The sequence below is a fragment of the Rhodococcus sp. A14 genome (assembly GCF_011603105.1).
Lineage (GTDB): Bacteria > Actinomycetota > Actinomycetes > Mycobacteriales > Mycobacteriaceae > Rhodococcus_F > Rhodococcus_F opacus.
Genome location: NZ_JAAOQS010000020.1, coordinates 86,396 through 102,575, shown reverse-complemented (window position 1 = coordinate 102,575; position 16,180 = coordinate 86,396). Strand labels below are relative to the sequence as shown.

Annotated in this window: 18 protein-coding genes and 1 pseudogene; 8 read left to right on the top strand and 11 right to left on the bottom strand. The window is 65.2% G+C overall.

Features of this window, described 5'->3' with window-relative positions; all coding sequences use genetic code 11:
• From G9373_RS13865 to G9373_RS13855, 3 genes and pseudogenes are all read left to right on the top strand, one after another.
• Positions 1–450: pseudogene (locus G9373_RS13865) on the top strand (peptidoglycan biosynthesis protein MviN); the annotation flags it as partial.
• Positions 451–497: 47 nt separating this feature from the next.
• On the top strand, positions 498–1,079 hold the full coding sequence (gene sigM, locus G9373_RS13860; protein ID WP_054247671.1) for an RNA polymerase sigma factor SigM: 582 nt from the start codon (positions 498–500) through the stop codon (positions 1,077–1,079).
• Positions 1,080–1,157: 78 nt separating this feature from the next.
• Complete coding sequence (locus G9373_RS13855) at positions 1,158–1,904, top strand: hypothetical protein (protein ID WP_005560821.1); 747 nt, start codon at positions 1,158–1,160, stop codon at positions 1,902–1,904.
• 3 nt (positions 1,905–1,907) lie between these two features.
• Here G9373_RS13855 and G9373_RS13850 read toward each other — a convergent pair whose 3' ends face one another.
• Complete coding sequence (locus G9373_RS13850) at positions 1,908–2,480, bottom strand: TetR/AcrR family transcriptional regulator (RefSeq protein ID WP_007301436.1); 573 nt, start codon at positions 2,478–2,480, stop codon at positions 1,908–1,910.
• Positions 2,481–2,569: 89 nt separating this feature from the next.
• Here G9373_RS13850 and G9373_RS13845 point away from each other — a divergent pair, with 89 nt between their 5' ends.
• The 5 genes from G9373_RS13845 to G9373_RS13825 all read left to right on the top strand — a co-directional run bounded on the left by G9373_RS13845 (position 2,570) and on the right by G9373_RS13825 (position 7,595).
• Positions 2,570–3,541, top strand: coding sequence for an NAD-dependent epimerase/dehydratase family protein (locus G9373_RS13845; protein WP_054247668.1), 972 nt, complete (start codon positions 2,570–2,572; stop codon positions 3,539–3,541).
• A gap of 36 nt (positions 3,542–3,577) precedes the next feature.
• Positions 3,578–4,765 carry a 4,4'-dithiodibutanoate disulfide reductase gene (gene nox / locus G9373_RS13840; RefSeq protein ID WP_167115496.1) on the top strand — a complete coding sequence of 396 codons (1,188 nt, stop codon included), beginning with the start codon at positions 3,578–3,580 and terminating at the stop codon, positions 4,763–4,765.
• A 111-nt stretch (positions 4,766–4,876) separates the two neighbouring features.
• Positions 4,877–5,860, top strand: a complete 984-nt coding sequence (gene trxB, locus G9373_RS13835) for a thioredoxin-disulfide reductase (RefSeq protein WP_164061726.1) — start codon at positions 4,877–4,879, stop codon at positions 5,858–5,860.
• Positions 5,861–5,906: 46 nt separating this feature from the next.
• Complete coding sequence (gene trxA, locus G9373_RS13830; protein WP_005249122.1) at positions 5,907–6,230, top strand: thioredoxin; 324 nt, start codon at positions 5,907–5,909, stop codon at positions 6,228–6,230.
• A gap of 165 nt (positions 6,231–6,395) precedes the next feature.
• On the top strand, positions 6,396–7,595 hold the full coding sequence (locus G9373_RS13825) for an N-acetylmuramoyl-L-alanine amidase (RefSeq protein ID WP_005263495.1): 1,200 nt from the start codon (positions 6,396–6,398) through the stop codon (positions 7,593–7,595).
• Positions 7,596–7,613: 18 nt separating this feature from the next.
• Here G9373_RS13825 and G9373_RS13820 read toward each other — a convergent pair whose 3' ends face one another.
• The 10 genes from G9373_RS13820 to rpmH form a co-directional block, all read right to left on the bottom strand.
• A complete protein-coding gene (locus G9373_RS13820) occupies positions 7,614–8,312 on the bottom strand; it encodes a hypothetical protein (protein WP_005249120.1) in 699 nt (232 codons plus the stop codon).
• A gap of 157 nt (positions 8,313–8,469) precedes the next feature.
• Entirely contained in the window at positions 8,470–9,552 is a 1,083-nt protein-coding gene (locus G9373_RS13815; RefSeq protein ID WP_167115493.1) for a ParB/RepB/Spo0J family partition protein, read from the bottom strand.
• Entirely contained in the window at positions 9,549–10,562 is a 1,014-nt protein-coding gene (locus tag G9373_RS13810; protein WP_167115490.1) for a ParA family protein, read from the bottom strand. The genes G9373_RS13815 and G9373_RS13810 overlap by 4 nt, the downstream gene beginning before the upstream one ends.
• A gap of 68 nt (positions 10,563–10,630) precedes the next feature.
• Complete coding sequence (rsmG, locus tag G9373_RS13805) at positions 10,631–11,314, bottom strand: 16S rRNA (guanine(527)-N(7))-methyltransferase RsmG (RefSeq protein WP_005249117.1); 684 nt, start codon at positions 11,312–11,314, stop codon at positions 10,631–10,633.
• Between the two features lie 679 nt (positions 11,315–11,993).
• Positions 11,994–12,395, bottom strand: a complete 402-nt coding sequence (locus tag G9373_RS13800) for an SgcJ/EcaC family oxidoreductase (RefSeq protein ID WP_005560836.1) — start codon at positions 12,393–12,395, stop codon at positions 11,994–11,996.
• Between the two features lie 1,116 nt (positions 12,396–13,511).
• Positions 13,512–14,066 (bottom strand): R3H domain-containing nucleic acid-binding protein, encoded by a 555-nt coding sequence (locus tag G9373_RS13795; RefSeq protein ID WP_037206810.1) that lies wholly within the window; start codon positions 14,064–14,066, stop codon positions 13,512–13,514.
• Positions 14,067–14,085: 19 nt separating this feature from the next.
• Entirely contained in the window at positions 14,086–15,198 is a 1,113-nt protein-coding gene (gene yidC / locus G9373_RS13790) for a membrane protein insertase YidC (protein WP_005263485.1), read from the bottom strand.
• Positions 15,199–15,202: 4 nt separating this feature from the next.
• Complete coding sequence (yidD, locus tag G9373_RS13785; protein ID WP_005560838.1) at positions 15,203–15,565, bottom strand: membrane protein insertion efficiency factor YidD; 363 nt, start codon at positions 15,563–15,565, stop codon at positions 15,203–15,205.
• Positions 15,562–15,939, bottom strand: a complete 378-nt coding sequence (gene rnpA, locus G9373_RS13780) for a ribonuclease P protein component (protein ID WP_005249110.1) — start codon at positions 15,937–15,939, stop codon at positions 15,562–15,564. The genes yidD and rnpA overlap by 4 nt, the downstream gene beginning before the upstream one ends.
• A 27-nt stretch (positions 15,940–15,966) precedes the next feature.
• Positions 15,967–16,110 carry a 50S ribosomal protein L34 gene (rpmH, locus tag G9373_RS13775; protein ID WP_005263481.1) on the bottom strand — a complete coding sequence of 48 codons (144 nt, stop codon included), beginning with the start codon at positions 16,108–16,110 and terminating at the stop codon, positions 15,967–15,969.
• Positions 16,111–16,180: the final 70 nt, after the last annotated feature.

Sequence of the window (16,180 nt, the reverse complement as noted above, 5' to 3'; positions counted from 1 at the left end):
GCGGCGAACGTCGCGCCGGTCAGCCCCTCGGGGGCGACGGTGTTCTCGCCGCAGGGCACCCCCGACTCCGCCGCGAACGCCCGGCTGGCGGTCGACGGCAACACGTCCACCGTGTGGAGCACCGACTCGTACTTCCAGCCGTTCCCCGCGCTGAAGAACGGTGTGGGCCTGATGGTCACGCTGGACGAGCCGGCGACACTGTCGAGCGTGCGGATCAACTCGCCGACACCGGGCACCAACGTCGAGATTCGCAGCGCCCCGTCGGAGAACCCGACCCTCGACCAGACGCAGGTGCTCGGCTCGAAGGTCCTCGGCAACGGTGTCACCGATATCCCGGTGAAGTCGGAGGGACCCACCAAGAACATCCTGGTGTGGATCACCGGCCTGAGTAATTCCGGTGGCAAGAACCAATCGTCCATCGCCGACATCGGTTTCAACGCCGCGACGTAGTCGGCACCCGGTGCTCGCGGATCGGCGAACTGAGCTAACATCCGCCGGTGCGAATCTTCCGGGGGGATTCCGAGGGTGAGCCCTCGGACGTCGACCTATTGGCTGCGCACGTCGCCGGCGATCGGCACGCATTCGAGACACTGCTCGGACGGCACTACGACCATCTGTGGCACGTCGCCAAACGCACCAGCTACACCACCGAGGACGCGGCGGACGCCCTGCAGGAGGCGCTGCTGTCCGCGCACCGCAACGCGGGCTCGTTCCGCCGGGACGCCGCGGTCCGGAGCTGGCTGCACACGATCGTGGTCAACGCCTGCCTCGACCGCATCCGCCGGAACAAGGCTCGTCCTGCGGTGTCCCTGTCCGCCGACGAGGACGACGAACCGCGCGATATCCGCGACTACGTTTCCGAGGTGGAGCTCAGCCTGGTGGTCGAGCGCGCACTGGCGCAGCTCCCGCCGGATCAGCGGACCGCGATCGTGGCAGTCGACCTCGAGGGCCGTTCGACGAGTGAGGCGGCCGCGCTTCTCGGGGTTCCGGAAGGCACCGTGAAGAGCCGCTGCGCCCGCGGCCGGAAGAAGCTGGCCGCCTCTCTCGAATATTTTCGGGTGGAGGGGAACCGATCATGACTCCGGGGCGTCAAAACCTAGTGGGAGCGGGAAACTGTCCTGACGTCCCGGACCACGATGAACCGGCGAGGAGGTGCCATGGCCGACCGTGAACCCGAACCGTCCGATGCCGCGCTGCCCGCACCGCCGTACTCCGAGGACCTGCTGGCCGATCTCCACGCCGGGGTGTTGCCGGAGTCGGTCAGCGATCGCCTGTGGCCGCTCGTCCGGAACGACCCGCAGGCCATGGACGTGATCGACGCACTCGACCGGGTCACCGATCAGCTGGGCGCGCTCGGACGTGATCATTCGGTCTCGACCTCGATTCCCGCCGACGTCGCCGACCGCATCAACCGCGCTCTCGCTGCGGAACGGGACACACCGGCCGAGGCCACCGTGGTGCCGCTCGCCCGGCGACGGAAGTGGGCTGCGGCGGCCGCGGGGACCTTCGCGGCGGCGGCAGCGGTCGTGGTGGCCGTCGCGGTCGTCATGCCGGACAGCCGGGAATCCGAGCCGGCCGTTGCCCTGCCCAGTTCCGAAACCTCACCGGCATCGGCCGTTCTCGATCTGGGCACCGATCTCGATTCCGGACGCCTCCTCACCGTGATCGGTTCGCGGCAGCTCGGACCACTCGGGGATCCCGCGCAACTCGCAGAATGCCTGCGCGCCAACGGCATCGAACCGTCCCGCCCCCTTCTGGGGTCCAGTGAGGTTCGCCTCGACGGTGCTCCCGGGGTACTGCTACTGGTGGCTGCGCCGCGTCCGCCGCAGATCACGGCCCTGGTGGTGGGCCGCGAGTGCGGCGCGGGAGATCCGGCGACGATCGCTGTCACCGAGATCGGTTGATTCTCAGGATTTTTCCCGCTCCGAACGGGCGACCGGCATGAGCAGCTCGAGGATCTTCGCGCGCAGTTCCGGAGTGTCGTCCTCGACGGCGATCAGGCTCGTGAACAGTGCGGCGCCGGCGGCGAGGACGAGTACGGCCGTCGCGGTGCTGGACTCACCCGGGCCCTCCTCGCGCTCGAACAGCTGAGTACTCGGCCCGCTGAACCCCCGCCAGAGCGCGGTGCGGAGATCGTCGTGGTCCCGGATCGCGGCCAGCAGACCCGGCGTGGCCGCTCGCACCTCCGGTCGTGAGAATAATTCGGCGCTGCCGGTCACCACCCAGCGGACCCAGCCTTCGCGATCGGTGCCCTCGAACGGTGTCAGGTCGGGTGTCGCGCCGAGGATGGCGTCGAGAACGAGGTGTGCCTTCGACGGCCACCGTCTGGTGATGGACGCCCTGCTCACCCCGGAGCGGGTCGCGATGGCCCGCATGCTGAGTTGTTCCCAGCCCGATTCCACGAGCATCGCCCGGGTGACCGCGAGGACGTCGGTGTCGATCCGCGGGTCGCGGGGGCGGCCCGTTCCAGTTGCATTCATTGGTTCGAATTGTGGGACAGAAGTGCCTTCCGCGCTATATCGTACCTATTACGAGTCCAGTGGCACCGTAATTCGAACAGGGCGGACACATGAAGATCGCGGTCACCGGCGGCACCGGATACGTCGGCGCCCACACCACGCTGGCGCTCCTCGCCGCCGGCCACACGGTTCGACTGCTGGTGCTTCCCGCCGAATCTCCCGACGCACTGCTGGCGGCAGCGGGGAACGACGCCGCGCGGATCGAGCAGGTGGTCGGCGACATCCGCGACACCCAGGCCGTCGGACGCCTCCTCGAGGGCTGCGACGCCCTCCTCCACGCCGCCGGGGTAGTGGGCACCGACGACCGTCGCGAACAACTGATGTGGGAAATCAACACGCAGGCCACCGCCGCGATCCTCACCCGGGCGGCGTTCCTCGGACTCGACCCCATCATCCACGTCGCAAGTTTCAGTGCCCTGTTTCCGTCGCCCGACGCCGTCATCGGACCGGACAGTCCGACGGCGTCGGGCCGCAGCGCGTACGGCCGCACCAAGGCCGCCGCCGACCGCATCGCCCGCGCGCTCCAGGACGCGGGCGCCCCCGTGGTCATCACCTACCCGACGAGCGTCGTCGGTCCCGGGCTCGGATCCACGCAGGGCGTCACCGAACAGGGATGGGGCGCGATCGTCAGCGGCGGGGTGGCGCCCCGATTCGACGGCGGCATGCAGATGATCGACGTCCGCGACGTGGCCGCGGTCCACGCCGCCGCGATGCACCCCGGCCGCGGTCCCCGGCGATACGTCTGCGGCGGCGAACTCGTCGAGTTCAACCAGCTCATCGACGTCCTCGAACACTCCTCGGGTCGTCGACTCCGGCGCATCCCGCTGTCGGGCAGCACCTTTCGCACGATCGGGCGGATCGCCGACGTGATCGGCAAGTTCACACCCCTCAGCGCCGGGCTCAGTTACGAGGCCGCCTGGCTGCTCACCTCCGCGACCCCCACCGACGACTCGCGAACCCGCGACGAGCTCGGGCTCACGTGGCGACCTGCCCGCGCGGCGCTGGCCGCGACCTTCGCCTGAACGCCCTCACACCCCCACCCCCGAAGGCAGACCACCATGACCGTTCCACCACCACACCCCGGCATCTGGGAGCCGGCCCGCCTGGGCCCCCTGACGCTACGCAACCGCATCGTGAAGGCAGCCACGTTCGAGGGCGTCATGCCGCGCGGCCGGGTCACCGACCAGCTCGTCGACTTCCACGCCGAGGTCGCTCGCGGCGGTGCCGCACTGACGACCGTCGCGTACTGCGCCGTCTCACCCGGCGGACGCGTCCACGCGAACACCCTCGTGCTCGACCGTGCCCACGTCCCCGATCTGCGCCGGCTCACCGACGCCGTCCACGCTGAAAGGGGGTTGGCCGCGGCGCAGATCGGTCATGCCGGTCTCGTCGCGAACACGCTGTCCAACCGCACCAAGACCCTCGCGCCGTCCACGCGGCTCAGCCCGCCCGCCATGGGTCTGGTGAAGGGCGCCACGCGGGAAGAACTCGACCAGGTCACCCGCGACTTCGAGGACGCGGCCCGCAATGCCGTCGACGCCGGATTCGACGCAATCGAGGTCCACCTCGGCCACAACTACCTTCTCAGTTCGTTCATGAGTCCCAACCTCAACAAGCGCACCGACGAGTACGGGGGCAGCCTGGAGCGGCGGGCGGCGTTCCCCCGGCGGGTGATCGAGAGAGTGCGCCACGCCGCCGGCGACTCGGTGGCCGTCACGGCCAAATTCAACATGACGGACGGTGTTCCGAAAGGGCTGTGGCTCGACGACAGTCTCCGCATCGCACAGCTCCTCGAAGCCGACGGGCACCTCGACGCACTGCAGCTCACCGGCGGCAGCTCGTTGCTCAACGGGATGTACTTCTTCCGCGGCGAGGTTCCGATGGCGGAATTCGTTGCCTCACAGCCCAAGCTGGTGGGCTGGGGCCTGAAGGTCTACGGGCCGCGCATCTTTCCGACCTACCCGTTCGAGGAAGCCTTCTTCCTCCCGATGGCCCGGCAGTTCCGCGAGGCCCTGTCGATGCCGTTGATCCTCCTCGGCGGCGTCAACAGGCTGGACACCATCGAGAACGCACTCGGCGAAGGGTTCGAGTTCGTCGCGATGGCGCGCGCCCTGCTCCGCGACCCGGACCTCGTCAACAAATTCCGCGACCGGCACGTGCCCGAGGGACTCTGCATCCACTGCAACAAATGCATGCCCACCATCTACACGGGCACCCGCTGCGTCATCCGGGAGACTCTGCGCTGATCAGGGCGCCTGCGAGGGGAGCGACCGGTATCACCTGCAGTCGGGGAACAACACCCTTTAGTCTTGTGTTGATCCATACGACTGAGCACCCCTCACTACTGGAAGGCCCGCATGACCACTCCATCGACGGTTCATGAACTCATCATCGTTGGTTCGGGACCTGCCGGATACACCGCTGCCGTCTACGCGGCGCGCGCGGAACTCGAACCGCTGCAGTTCGAGGGGACCCAGTTCGGTGGCGCCCTCATGACCACCACCGAGGTCGAGAACTTCCCCGGATTCCGTGAGGGAATCATGGGCCCCGACCTGATGGACCAGATGCGCGAGCAGGCCAAGCGCTTCGGCACCGACATCCGCACCGAGGACGTCGAGGAACTCGACCTCACCGGCCCGATCAAGAAGGTCGTCGTGAACGGCGAGACCTACCAGGCGCACGCAGTCGTGCTGGCAATGGGCGCCGCAGCCCGTTACCTCGGGATTCCCGGTGAAGAGAAGTTGCTCGGCCGCGGCGTCAGCGCCTGCGCCACGTGCGACGGATTCTTCTTCAAGGATCAGGACATCGTCGTGGTCGGCGGCGGCGACTCCGCCATGGAGGAGGCCACCTTCCTCACCCGCTTCGCCCGCAGCGTCACCGTGGTGCACCGCCGCGAGGAGTTCCGCGCGTCCCGCATCATGCTCGAGCGCGCCAAGGCGAACGCGAAGATCCGGTTCGTGACCAACGCGGTACCCGTCGAGGTCCTGGGCGAGAACAGCGTCACCGGCCTCGTGATCCGCGACACCGTCACCGGTGAGACGTCCACGCTGGACGTGACCGGCATGTTCGTCGCCATTGGTCACGACCCGCGCAGCGAACTCGTCAAGGGACAGGTCGACCTCGACGACGCCGGATACGTGATCGTCAAGACGCCGACCACCGCCACCTCCGTGGACGGAGTCTTCGCCGCCGGCGACCTGGTCGATCACATCTACCAGCAGGCGATCACCGCCGCGGGCACCGGATGTTCCGCGGCCATGGATGCCGAGCGCTGGCTCGCAGAGCGCGGCGACATCACGGCCAACACCGTCGCCGCCGCCGGCTCGCCGGTCGACGCCTGAGCTCACCACAAACACCCACCGACCACCTCGAGTAAGGGAAATCCCCGTGTCGAATACCGTCACCATCACCGATGATTCGTTCCAGCAGGACGTCATTTCCAGCGACAAGCCCGTCCTCGTCGACTTCTGGGCCACCTGGTGCGGCCCGTGCAAGATGATTGCCCCCGTCCTGGAGGAGATCGCCGGTGAGCACAGCGACAAGCTGACCATCGCGAAGCTCGATATCGACGCCAACCCGGGCGCTGCCCGCGACTTCCAGGTCATGTCGATCCCCACGCTGATCCTGTTCAAGGACGGCAAGCCGATCAACACGATCGTCGGCACCAAGGGCAAGGCTGCGCTGCTGAAAGAGCTCGCCGACGTTCTCTGATCGACACCCGAACACCCGGCGCGATTCCCGATTTTGTGGGAATCTCTGAGACAATCGATCGATGTGCTCCAGTCGCATCAGCTAGACCGACCGGAACACATCGATCGTTTTGTTTGTACCGAGACTCGTAAGTACTCGTTGATTCGGACTGAGAGGCCCTGAAACATGCACCGACTCCGTCACGGCGACCATGGTCCGGCCGTCGCTGAGATTCGGGGCACTCTGGCCGGTCTCGGTTTCCTGCACAACGGAGTCGCCGACACCCGGCGCGAGGGCACCAACGGTTCGCACTGGATCGCTCCCGACGCCGTGTTCGATCATCACCTGGACAGTGCCGTACGGGCCTTCCAGCAGCAGCGTGGGCTTCTCGTCGACGGAATCGTGGGTCCTGCCACCTACCGGTCCATGAAAGAGGCGTCGTACCGCCTGGGCGCGCGCACGCTGATCTACCAGCTGTCCGCACCGCTCTACGGCGACGACGTCGCCACTCTGCAGACCCGCCTGCAGGATCTCGGCTTCTACGTCGGACGCGTCGACGGCTTCTTCGGCCCGCAGACCCACGACTCGCTGTCCTCATTCCAGCGGGAGATCGGGATCGCCGCCGACGGCATCTGCGGTCCGGCCACCCTGCGGTCGCTCGAGTTGCTCGGCACCCGCGTCACCGGTGGTTCACCGCATGCGATGAGCGAAGAAGAAATGGTTCGCAGCTCCGGACCACAGCTGAGCGGCAAGCGGATCGTCATCGATCCGGGCCTCGGCGGCGACACCTACGGCACCATCGTGCGGTCCCCGTACGGCACGATCTCGGAGTCCGACATCCTGTGGGACCTCGCCAGCCGCCTCGAGGGCCGCATGGCCGCGACGGGGATGGAAACGTTCCTGTCCCGCCCGCACCACGCGAACCCCACAGACATCGAACGCGCATCCACGTCGAACGCCTTCGACGCCGACCTGATGATCTCGTTGCGCTGCGATGGCAACACCAGCCCGTCCGCCAATGGTGTCGCGAGCTTCCACTTCGGCAACTCGCACGGTTCGACGTCGATGATCGGTCAGGTTCTCACCGGATTCATCCAGCGGGAGATCGTGGCCCGCACGCCTTTGCAGGACTGCCGGACCCACGGCCGCACCTGGGACCTGCTGCGTCTGACGAACATGCCGACCGTGCAGATCGACCTCGGGTACCTCACCAACGACCTCGATGCCGCGGTGCTCTCCAACCCGCGGGCGCGCGACGCCATCGCCGAAGCGATCCTCATCTCCGTGAAGCGTCTGTACCTGCTCGGTCAGGACGATCAGCCGACCGGAACGTTCACGTTCGCCGAGTTGCTCGCCGAAGAGCTGTCTTCTTCCGAACGTTCCTGACTTCTCGTTCCCGAGCGCTCAGTGCGCACCGACGGGTGTGCGCTCCCCGATGTCGACCATGCTCACCGACGCGGTGTGGATCAGACGCTCCAGGGCAGCCTCCACGTCTTCCTTCCATCCGTGATCCCGGTTCAGCTCGAGCCGCAGACGCGGGAACCGGTGATGGGGCGCGACGATTTCGAAGCCGTTGTCCTCGAGGAAATCGGCCGGGATCATGCACTCCTCGGGGGAGCACTCGCGGGCCGCGGTGGCTGACGCCATCCCGTGTGTGTCGATCGGCCCGGTTCCGTCGGTATTACGGATACCGAACGCCTCGAGGGCACGAACACCGCGGCGCACCAGATCGGCCACCACGGCTTGGATCAAGGTGGTTCCCAGATTCTGTTCTTCGCCGGCAGGCTCGAGCCGGAGGCTCGTGAGGAGGACGGCGTCGGCACCGACCGGAGCGGTCGGGAGTAGCTGCGCGCGCGGCACGGTCCGTGGGGGAGCGTAGAGGGCGCTGCCGACCGGCTTACCGTCCATGACGGCAACCTGACCGCACGATCCCCATTCGAGCATGACCATGGAGAGCCATGCTTCCTTCTCGAACTCCTGGTCGCAGAACCCGCGCGAACTGTGGATGGCCGCCGGATCCATTTCCCAGAAGACACAGCGACGAGCGTGGGCGGAGAGCTTGTCCAAGCCGTCGAGAGTGAGCGATGTGACGTGAGTCGACACTGGCTAGCTCAGCCTCCATATGTCACTACCGCAGATCATTCGACATCCTCTGGTATTCAACGTTTTTCGCCCCCGATAGTTCTGCTGGACCCGGTCCGTCAGCGGCCACTGTCACAGTGACGGATCATCCGCGGGTACGTCTACCTCTGTCAGGCGCTCATGAATCGGCCTTCTGTGCCTCCATCATCCCAACGATCCTCTGAAGATCGTCCACCGAACCGAACTCGACCACAATCTTGCCCTTGCGCTTGCCGAGGCTGACCGTGACCCTCGTGTCGAATGAATCCGACAACCGCTCGGCGACGTCCTGCAGTCCCGGCATCTGGATCGGCTTACGACGCTGGGCGGGCTGGGCCGCCTGGTCGTCGCTGCGGTTGGCGAGCGTCACCGCCTCCTCCGTCGCGCGAACGGACATGCCCTCCGCGACGATGCGGGCCGCCATCACTTCTTGCGCGTCGGCGCCTGCCTCGAGTGACAGCAGGGCGCGAGCGTGACCGGCGGACAGCACGCCCGCCGCGACGCGTCGTTGCACGGGGATCGGCAACTTCAGCAGTCGGATCATGTTCGTCACGACGGGACGCGAGCGGCCGATCTTCGCCGCCAGTTCCTCGTGGGTCACCTCGAACTCTTCGAGCAACTGCTGATACGCCGCCGCCTCTTCGAGCGGGTTCAGCTGCACGCGGTGGATGTTTTCCAGGAGCGCGTCGCGGAGCATTGCGTCGTCGCCGGTCTCGCGGACGATCGCCGGGATCGTCTCCAGCTCGGCCTCCTGGCTGGCACGCCACCGACGCTCGCCCATGACGAGCTGGAACTTGCCGTCGTCGAGTGGACGCACCACGATCGGCTGCATCAGCCCGAACTCGCGGATCGAGTGGACGAGTTCGGAGAGAGCGTCGTCGTCGAACACCTGACGCGGCTGCTTGGGGTTCCGCTCGATCAGGTCGGGAGCGATCTCCCGGTACACCGCTCCGGTGGGGGAGGGGAGGGGTTGAGCACCGTTCCCTGAGGCGCCGTCGGCGCCGTTGCTGTCTCCGTTGTTTCCCGTGGACGCGGGAGCAGTCTTCTTGTCGGTCGCAGCGTCCGACGAGTTCGGTGCGGGAGCTGTCAGTACGCTGCGCCGGTCCGCCCCGATCACGACGTCAGCGGCGGCGTTGCCCAGCCCCGGTCCCGTCGTGGTCGGTCCCGTAGGAATGAGCGCAGCCAGTCCACGGCCAAGTCCACCCTTACGCGTCTGACTCATCGCTGCTCCTGCTTCGTGATGTGTGCGGTGCGTGCTGCGAGTTCACGTCCCGCGTCGAGGTAACTCATGGCGCCCCGCGAACCGGGGTCGTAATCGAGCACGGTCATGCCGTACCCGGGAGCTTCGGACACCTTCACGCTTCGGGGAATGACGGCGCGCAGGACCGCATCGCCGAAGTGGGTGCGCACTTCTTCGGCCACCTGGTCCGCCAACTTGGTGCGCCCGTCGTACATCGTGAGAAGGACCGTCGACACGTGGAGGTCCGGGTTGAGGTGCGCCTGCACCAGTTCGATATTCCGCAGCAGCTGTCCCACACCCTCGAGGGCGTAGTACTCGCACTGGATCGGAATCAGGACTTCCTTGGCCGCGACCATCGCGTTCACCGTGAGCAGTCCGAGCGAGGGCGGGCAGTCGATCAGGATGAAGTCGGCATCCACCTCGCCGAGAGCCTTCTCCGACAGTGCGCCCTTCAGCCGCCCCTCGCGGGCGACCATGGACACCAATTCGATCTCGGCACCGGCGAGGTCGATCGTGGCAGGAATGCAGAAAAGCCGGTCATTGTGCGGGCTCTTCTGGATTGCTTCCGCGGCCGTCACCTCACCGAGGAGAAGCTCATAACTGGACGGCACACCGGAGTGGTGAGCGACGCCCAACGCAGTGCTGGCGTTGCCCTGCGGGTCGAGGTCGATCACCAGAACGGTGAGTCCCTGAACCGCGAGGGCAGATGCGAGGTTGACGGCACTCGTCGTCTTGCCGACGCCGCCCTTCTGGTTGGCGATCGTGAGGATCCGCCGTTCGGGCGGCTTCGGCAGGGTCACCGAATGGGGGTGCAGCACCTGGCTTGCGCGGTGCGCTGCCGCACCGATCGGAGTCTCCTCGACGGAGATTCCGTTGTAGGGGGCCGTGAATCCGTCGTCTCCGTTCCCGGAGCTCATCGCCTGGTCGGATTGATGGTCGGTTTCACGTGAAACTGTTTCACGTGAAACGGCGGATTCAGGCCCACCCGACATTGACTACTCCTTCGATTGGGAATCGCTCGTTACTCGACATACTCACTCCCTAGTCACCGTGCCCATCGTCATCGACGCTGACGGCGTTTCGGTACACGTTCTGCCCGAACGACAACGGTGGGGACAGGAAGCAGGCCCACTCCGCATTCCACGATATCCAGCTTGCCAGCACCCAACCGAGTCAGGGAAGCGCGATCACGGGAAATCTCTTCGGCGGCGCTCGAACCTTTCAATGCGAGCATTCTCCCATGCTCGTGGATAAGCGGCAGCGACCACTTGGCCAACTTCTCCAACGGTGCCACCGCTCGCGAAGTCACAACGTCTGCGCCACCGGCTTCCTTCACCACACCCGACTCCTCGGCGCGGCCCCGGACCACGAGCACGTCCAGGCCGTTCGACTCGACGAACTCGGCGAGGTACACCGACCGCCGCAGCAACGGCTCCACCAACGTGATGCGGAGATCGGGACGGGCAATCGCGAGGGGGATACCGGGCAACCCGGCACCGCTTCCGACATCGACGACGGACTCACCCTCGGCGATCAGTTCACCAACGACGGCACAGTTGAGGAGGTGACGTTCCCAGAGCCGCGGAACCTCACGAGGTCCGATCAACCCCCGCTCGACACCGTCGGTCGCCAACGACTTGTAGTAGCGCTCCGCAATATCGAATCGTTCACCGAACACCTGGCGTGCCGCCGCTTGTTCGTCCCATTCGGCCGGCTCTCCACCATTCGGTTCCACGTGAAACATCCTCCCGCGAATATCGCGAAATCAACAAACACAGCTTCTTCATTATCCGCCCTCTCTCGCGACTATGTCCCTTAACTCGAACGCGCAACGCCGGAGCAGTGTTGGGCCGCACCCCTTCCGGTGGGGGAGGGGAGGGGTTCGGTCGTCTCTCGGTGATGAATCCTGGCGATCCCGCGAATCCGGCCGTCCCTTCGACGGCGAACCCTCTCGGACGGTCGATGTCGCGCCCAACGCCGTCAGAGAGTTACGCAGATTTGGGACTGCAGATCGCGGCGCTCATGTTTCACGTGGAACAGACGACCCCGTCCACGGCGGCGACACAACCAGACCGAGCCCCGAGCGGCGGTTTCACGTGGAACAACCGACTCGTGTTTCACGACTCGTGTTTCACGTGGAACAGACGGCGGTCACTGGCCAAGTTCGCGCGTCACCCCGCGACCTTCCCAAGCGGACGCACGCGGGGTTCGGTGAACGACAATCGAGTCGGGCCTCTCCAACTTGGGGCAGCCGTCCACGCCTCCTCGACGCTACCTCTCGGCAACTCCACCCCAACGAATCCCTGTTTCTCAATCATCACAGTGACGAAACTTCCGGGTGTGGTTGGGTGGGTGAAACTACAACCTAAATTCCTTCGAAAAAGTGTGAAAACGACGGTCCCGGACCCCCTATCCGCCACGCGTCAGACAGTGGTGTCCGGAAAGGAGTGGTGTTCGTGAGCGACGAGCCAACGCCCGTTTTCCTTCCGCAACCCCACTGTGAGGCGGAGCCGGTTCTCCGGATTGTCGGCGAGCTCCGCTTCCATACCGCAGCGGAGGAGTGCATGGGCGAAGGCGACGTCCTCGCCGGCTGTCACATCCAAGGCCACCATCTCGAAGCGGGCACCCTTCGACTGCCATTCGAACGGCGGCCACGTCTCGCGATACGCATCGATTCCGCGAGCACCCTCATATGGCGGTGGCACATCGAACATCACGATGTCGTCGGAATGGTCCGCGAGCACCCCAGCCATGTCGCCGCTGTGCACAGCCTCGGCCCAACGGTCGATCAGATTCCGGATTTGTCGTTCGTCCTCGGTCCTCACTCACTCCACCCGTCGACGGCACTGGTTCGGTCGCTTCAATGAGGTGGACTTCGAGAAGCGGCGAAACTCACCGCGTCGAGTCAGCGCACCGTGCATCGTTTGGCTCAGGACTTCGCGAACTTTCGGATCGTGTCCAGTGACCATCGGCGGATGAGCGAAGCAGAGCTTCGATGGATCCAGTACTCGTCTCCACGATCTCGGCACTCGCCGGCGGCACGGTGCAGGAGGAATTGGTCGATCGGTTGGCCCACTAGTCGCCGACGGATTCACGTTTTGGGCGGCCCCTGAAACTGAGCGGGGTACGGCTTGCCAATTTTGACCCCTGCCCATCGATCCCGGCTCGAGCAGTTGCCTATCAGGGCGATCGGATGAGCGATGGGGATTTCCCCGCGAACCCGTCTGCTCGGCGTGAGCCGCCGAGGGCGCACTGAGATCTCGAGATTCCGGCAACCGTGATGGCCGAACGGATCGGCTGGGACCATACACTCCGGATCCTCAGCATCCACGTCGCCGAACTGTGCCCGATCTTCTGCCGAATCCTTCCTCATGCGCCACCTCCCTCGCTGGGGATCGTCAGTGTGATTTCCGGTTCCCGCCTATCACCCGCCCGATCAACCAGGGCCAAATCCGAACGACAACGAAGCTCCCAGTCTTGACCATGAACTGTGGATGCCCGCACTGGGTTGTGTGCGGTGCTGGTGCCCGCGGAGCGGTGGACCTGTTGGCGGACTGGTGGCCCCTCATCAAGGCGCTCGGCGATGTACCCCGGGCATTGAACTCGCAGCGTCGTTGCGGCCGCGAACACCCGCCGCATACCCTGGTCGCCGACCACCGGCGGGCGTGCGCGAACATCAAACTCTCTCCGAGATCGAGCGGGCACGGTCCGCGTCTTCGTCGACAACACACTGTCCACGAAGCCCTGAGACAGCGCAGTGAGCGGAGGAGGCATCCGAATCTCGCTGCGGACACCCGCCCCCTCGGTGGGGGAGGGGAGGGGTGCGTGTTTCACGTGAAACGAAACGAATCCACAGTGACGGGTAGCGACATACGGATAGAGAAGAGGCGGGGCTCCCGGAGATGAATCCGGGAGCCCCGCCTTGGTGATGCTTGTGTGGATCAGTCCTTGATGACGACCACGCGACGTGAAGGCTCGGCGCCTTCGCTCTCGCTGGAAACGCCATCGACCTTCGCGACTGCGTCGTGAACGATCTTGCGCTCGAACGGCGTCATCGGAGCGAGCTCCTCGCGTTCGCCGCTCTCGAGTACGCGGCGAGCAGCCGAGGAACCCAGCTCGGTCAATTCGGTGCGACGGCCGGCACGCCACCCGGCGATGTCGAGCATCAGGCGACTACGCTCGCCCGTCGCCTGCTGCACGGCGAGGCGAGTCAGTTCCTGGAGTGCGTCGAGCACCTCACCCTTGCGTCCGACCAACTTGGTGAGATCGTCTCCACCGTCGATGCTGACAACAGCACGGTCGCCCTCGACGTCCAGGTCGATATCGCCGTCGAAGTCGAGTACGTCGAGCAGCTGCTCCAGGTAATCGCCGGCGATTTCCCCTTCCTCGATCAGGTAGTCGTCAGAATCGGAATCCACCTCGGTGTCCGGGTTCTGCGTCGTTGCAGTCACGTCTGTCTCATCTCCGTCCACTGCGATGTCAGGCTCACTAGCCATGCTCGTTCTCTTTTCTGAATCAGCGCCGCTTGCGCTTGGGGGACTTTCCGCGGTTGGACTGGGGGCGGGCACCGGGCTTCGGCTTCGACGTACCCGTCGCCGAACCATCACCACTCACCTGATCGGAGGCGCTGTCTTCGACGACACCCTCGACGATCTCCGGCTCGTCCGCCGAGGAAGAGCCGTCCGTTGCGGTCGCGGACTTCTTCTTTTTCTTGGTGAGATCCGGACGTGCACCGGGCTTCGGAGCGTTGTCTGCCCGGCGTGCGATGGCAGCTTGCTTCTTCTCTTCCTCTTCTTCGTCGATACGACGGAAGACGATGTGCTGCTGCGCGTAGGTCCAGATGTTGTTACTCACCCAGTACAAGAGGATCGCGATGGGGAGGAACGGGCCACCGACGAGCACACCGAGTGGGAAAACCCACAGAGCGAGCTTGTTCATGATCGCGGACTGCGGGTTGGCGGCGGCCTCGGGACTCTGGCGTGCGACGGAGGCGCGCGAGTTGAAGTGGGTCGCGATGCTGGCAATGACCATCAGCGGAACCGCGACAACCGCGATGTTCAACACCGTGGGGATCGGGCCGTAGGCAGCGAACGCATCGAGCTGCTCCTTCGGCATGGTGATCCAGGCCGAGATGGGAGCACCGAACAGTCGGGCACTCAGGAAGGACTGCACGTCCTCGACGCTGAAGAAGTAGTTCGGCGTGTTCGCGTTCGCCTCGACCGACATGCCGAGCTGCCCGAAGCCGGTGCCGGTGCGGTTGAACGAGCGAAGCACGTGAAACAGGCCGATGAAGACCGGAGCCTGCGCGAGAACCGGCAGGCAGCCCATGATGGGGTTGAACCCGTGCTCCTTCTGGAGCTTCTGCATCTCGACGGCCTGACGCTGGCGGTCACCCGAGTACTTCTTCTGCAGAGCCTTGATCTGCGGCTGAAGTTCCTGCATCTGGCGCGTCGTGCGAACCTGCTTGACGAACGGCTTGTACAGCACGGCACGCAGGGTGAACACGAGGAACACCACGGAGAGCGCCCACGTGACACCGCTGTCCGGCCCGAGGAAGGGAATGGCACCGAATATCTTGTGCCAGACCCACAGGATCCCGGACACCGGATAGTAAATGAAGTCGAGCACGGCTCTATGTACTCCTCTGTTCGTCCACGTTCGCCGGACAGCAACGGCCACCCGCATGACGGTCGTGACGGGCAGGGACCGGGTCCCACCCACCAGGGTGCCAGGGGGCACACTTCGCCAACCGAACCACCGTCAAGAAAAGGCCTTTGATCGCCCCGTGGGTACGCAGGGATTCCACCGCGTACTCGCTACAGGTCGGCATGAACCGGCAGGTCGGCATCCTCAGGGGCGACACATACGTCCGGTAGAGCTCGATGAAGAATATGAGAGTGCGCGCCGGTAACGCACGGACCGACTTCCACGCGGAAGAGACCGAGGAAGTGGCCTCGGCCGTGTGGGCGCGCGACTCGTGGAGTGCGCTTTTCATGCGGAGTTACTCACAGGCGCAAGAAGGTCCAATCGAAGGAGACCTGCACGGAGTTGCTTCTCCAGGTCCCGGCTACTTGCAGTCGCAGCTCCCGGAAGAGCCCGAATCACCACATCGGTTCCGCGTGGAACCACGTCCACGAGGTCGATGCAGATATGACGAAGCCGGCGTGCGACTCGATGTCGAATCACCGCCGGCCCGACAGCCTTACTCACAACCAGTCCGAATCGCGGACCGCCGCTACTCACCAGCTCATCTGCCTGCGCACGGTCGAATGCGTGCACAACCAGGTCGCGTCTTCCCATCCGACGACCACGTCGCACAGTCAACGAAAAATCTGAATGACGACGCAATCGGTGCGGCTCAGGCAACACCCCGAGCTCCCGAACCCAGTGTCGGGATCAGGCGGTGAGAGATTCGCGGCCCTTACGGCGACGCGCCGAAACGATTGCACGACCCGCACGGGTCCGCATACGAAGACGGAAGCCGTGAACGCGCGCGCGGCGTCGGTTGTTCGGCTGGAACGTCCGCTTGCCCTTGGCCACGGTCAACACTCCTCGAAGTTCATCGACGCCTCCCGGCGTCATGGATCTAACATTGGCGAAAACTCAGGTG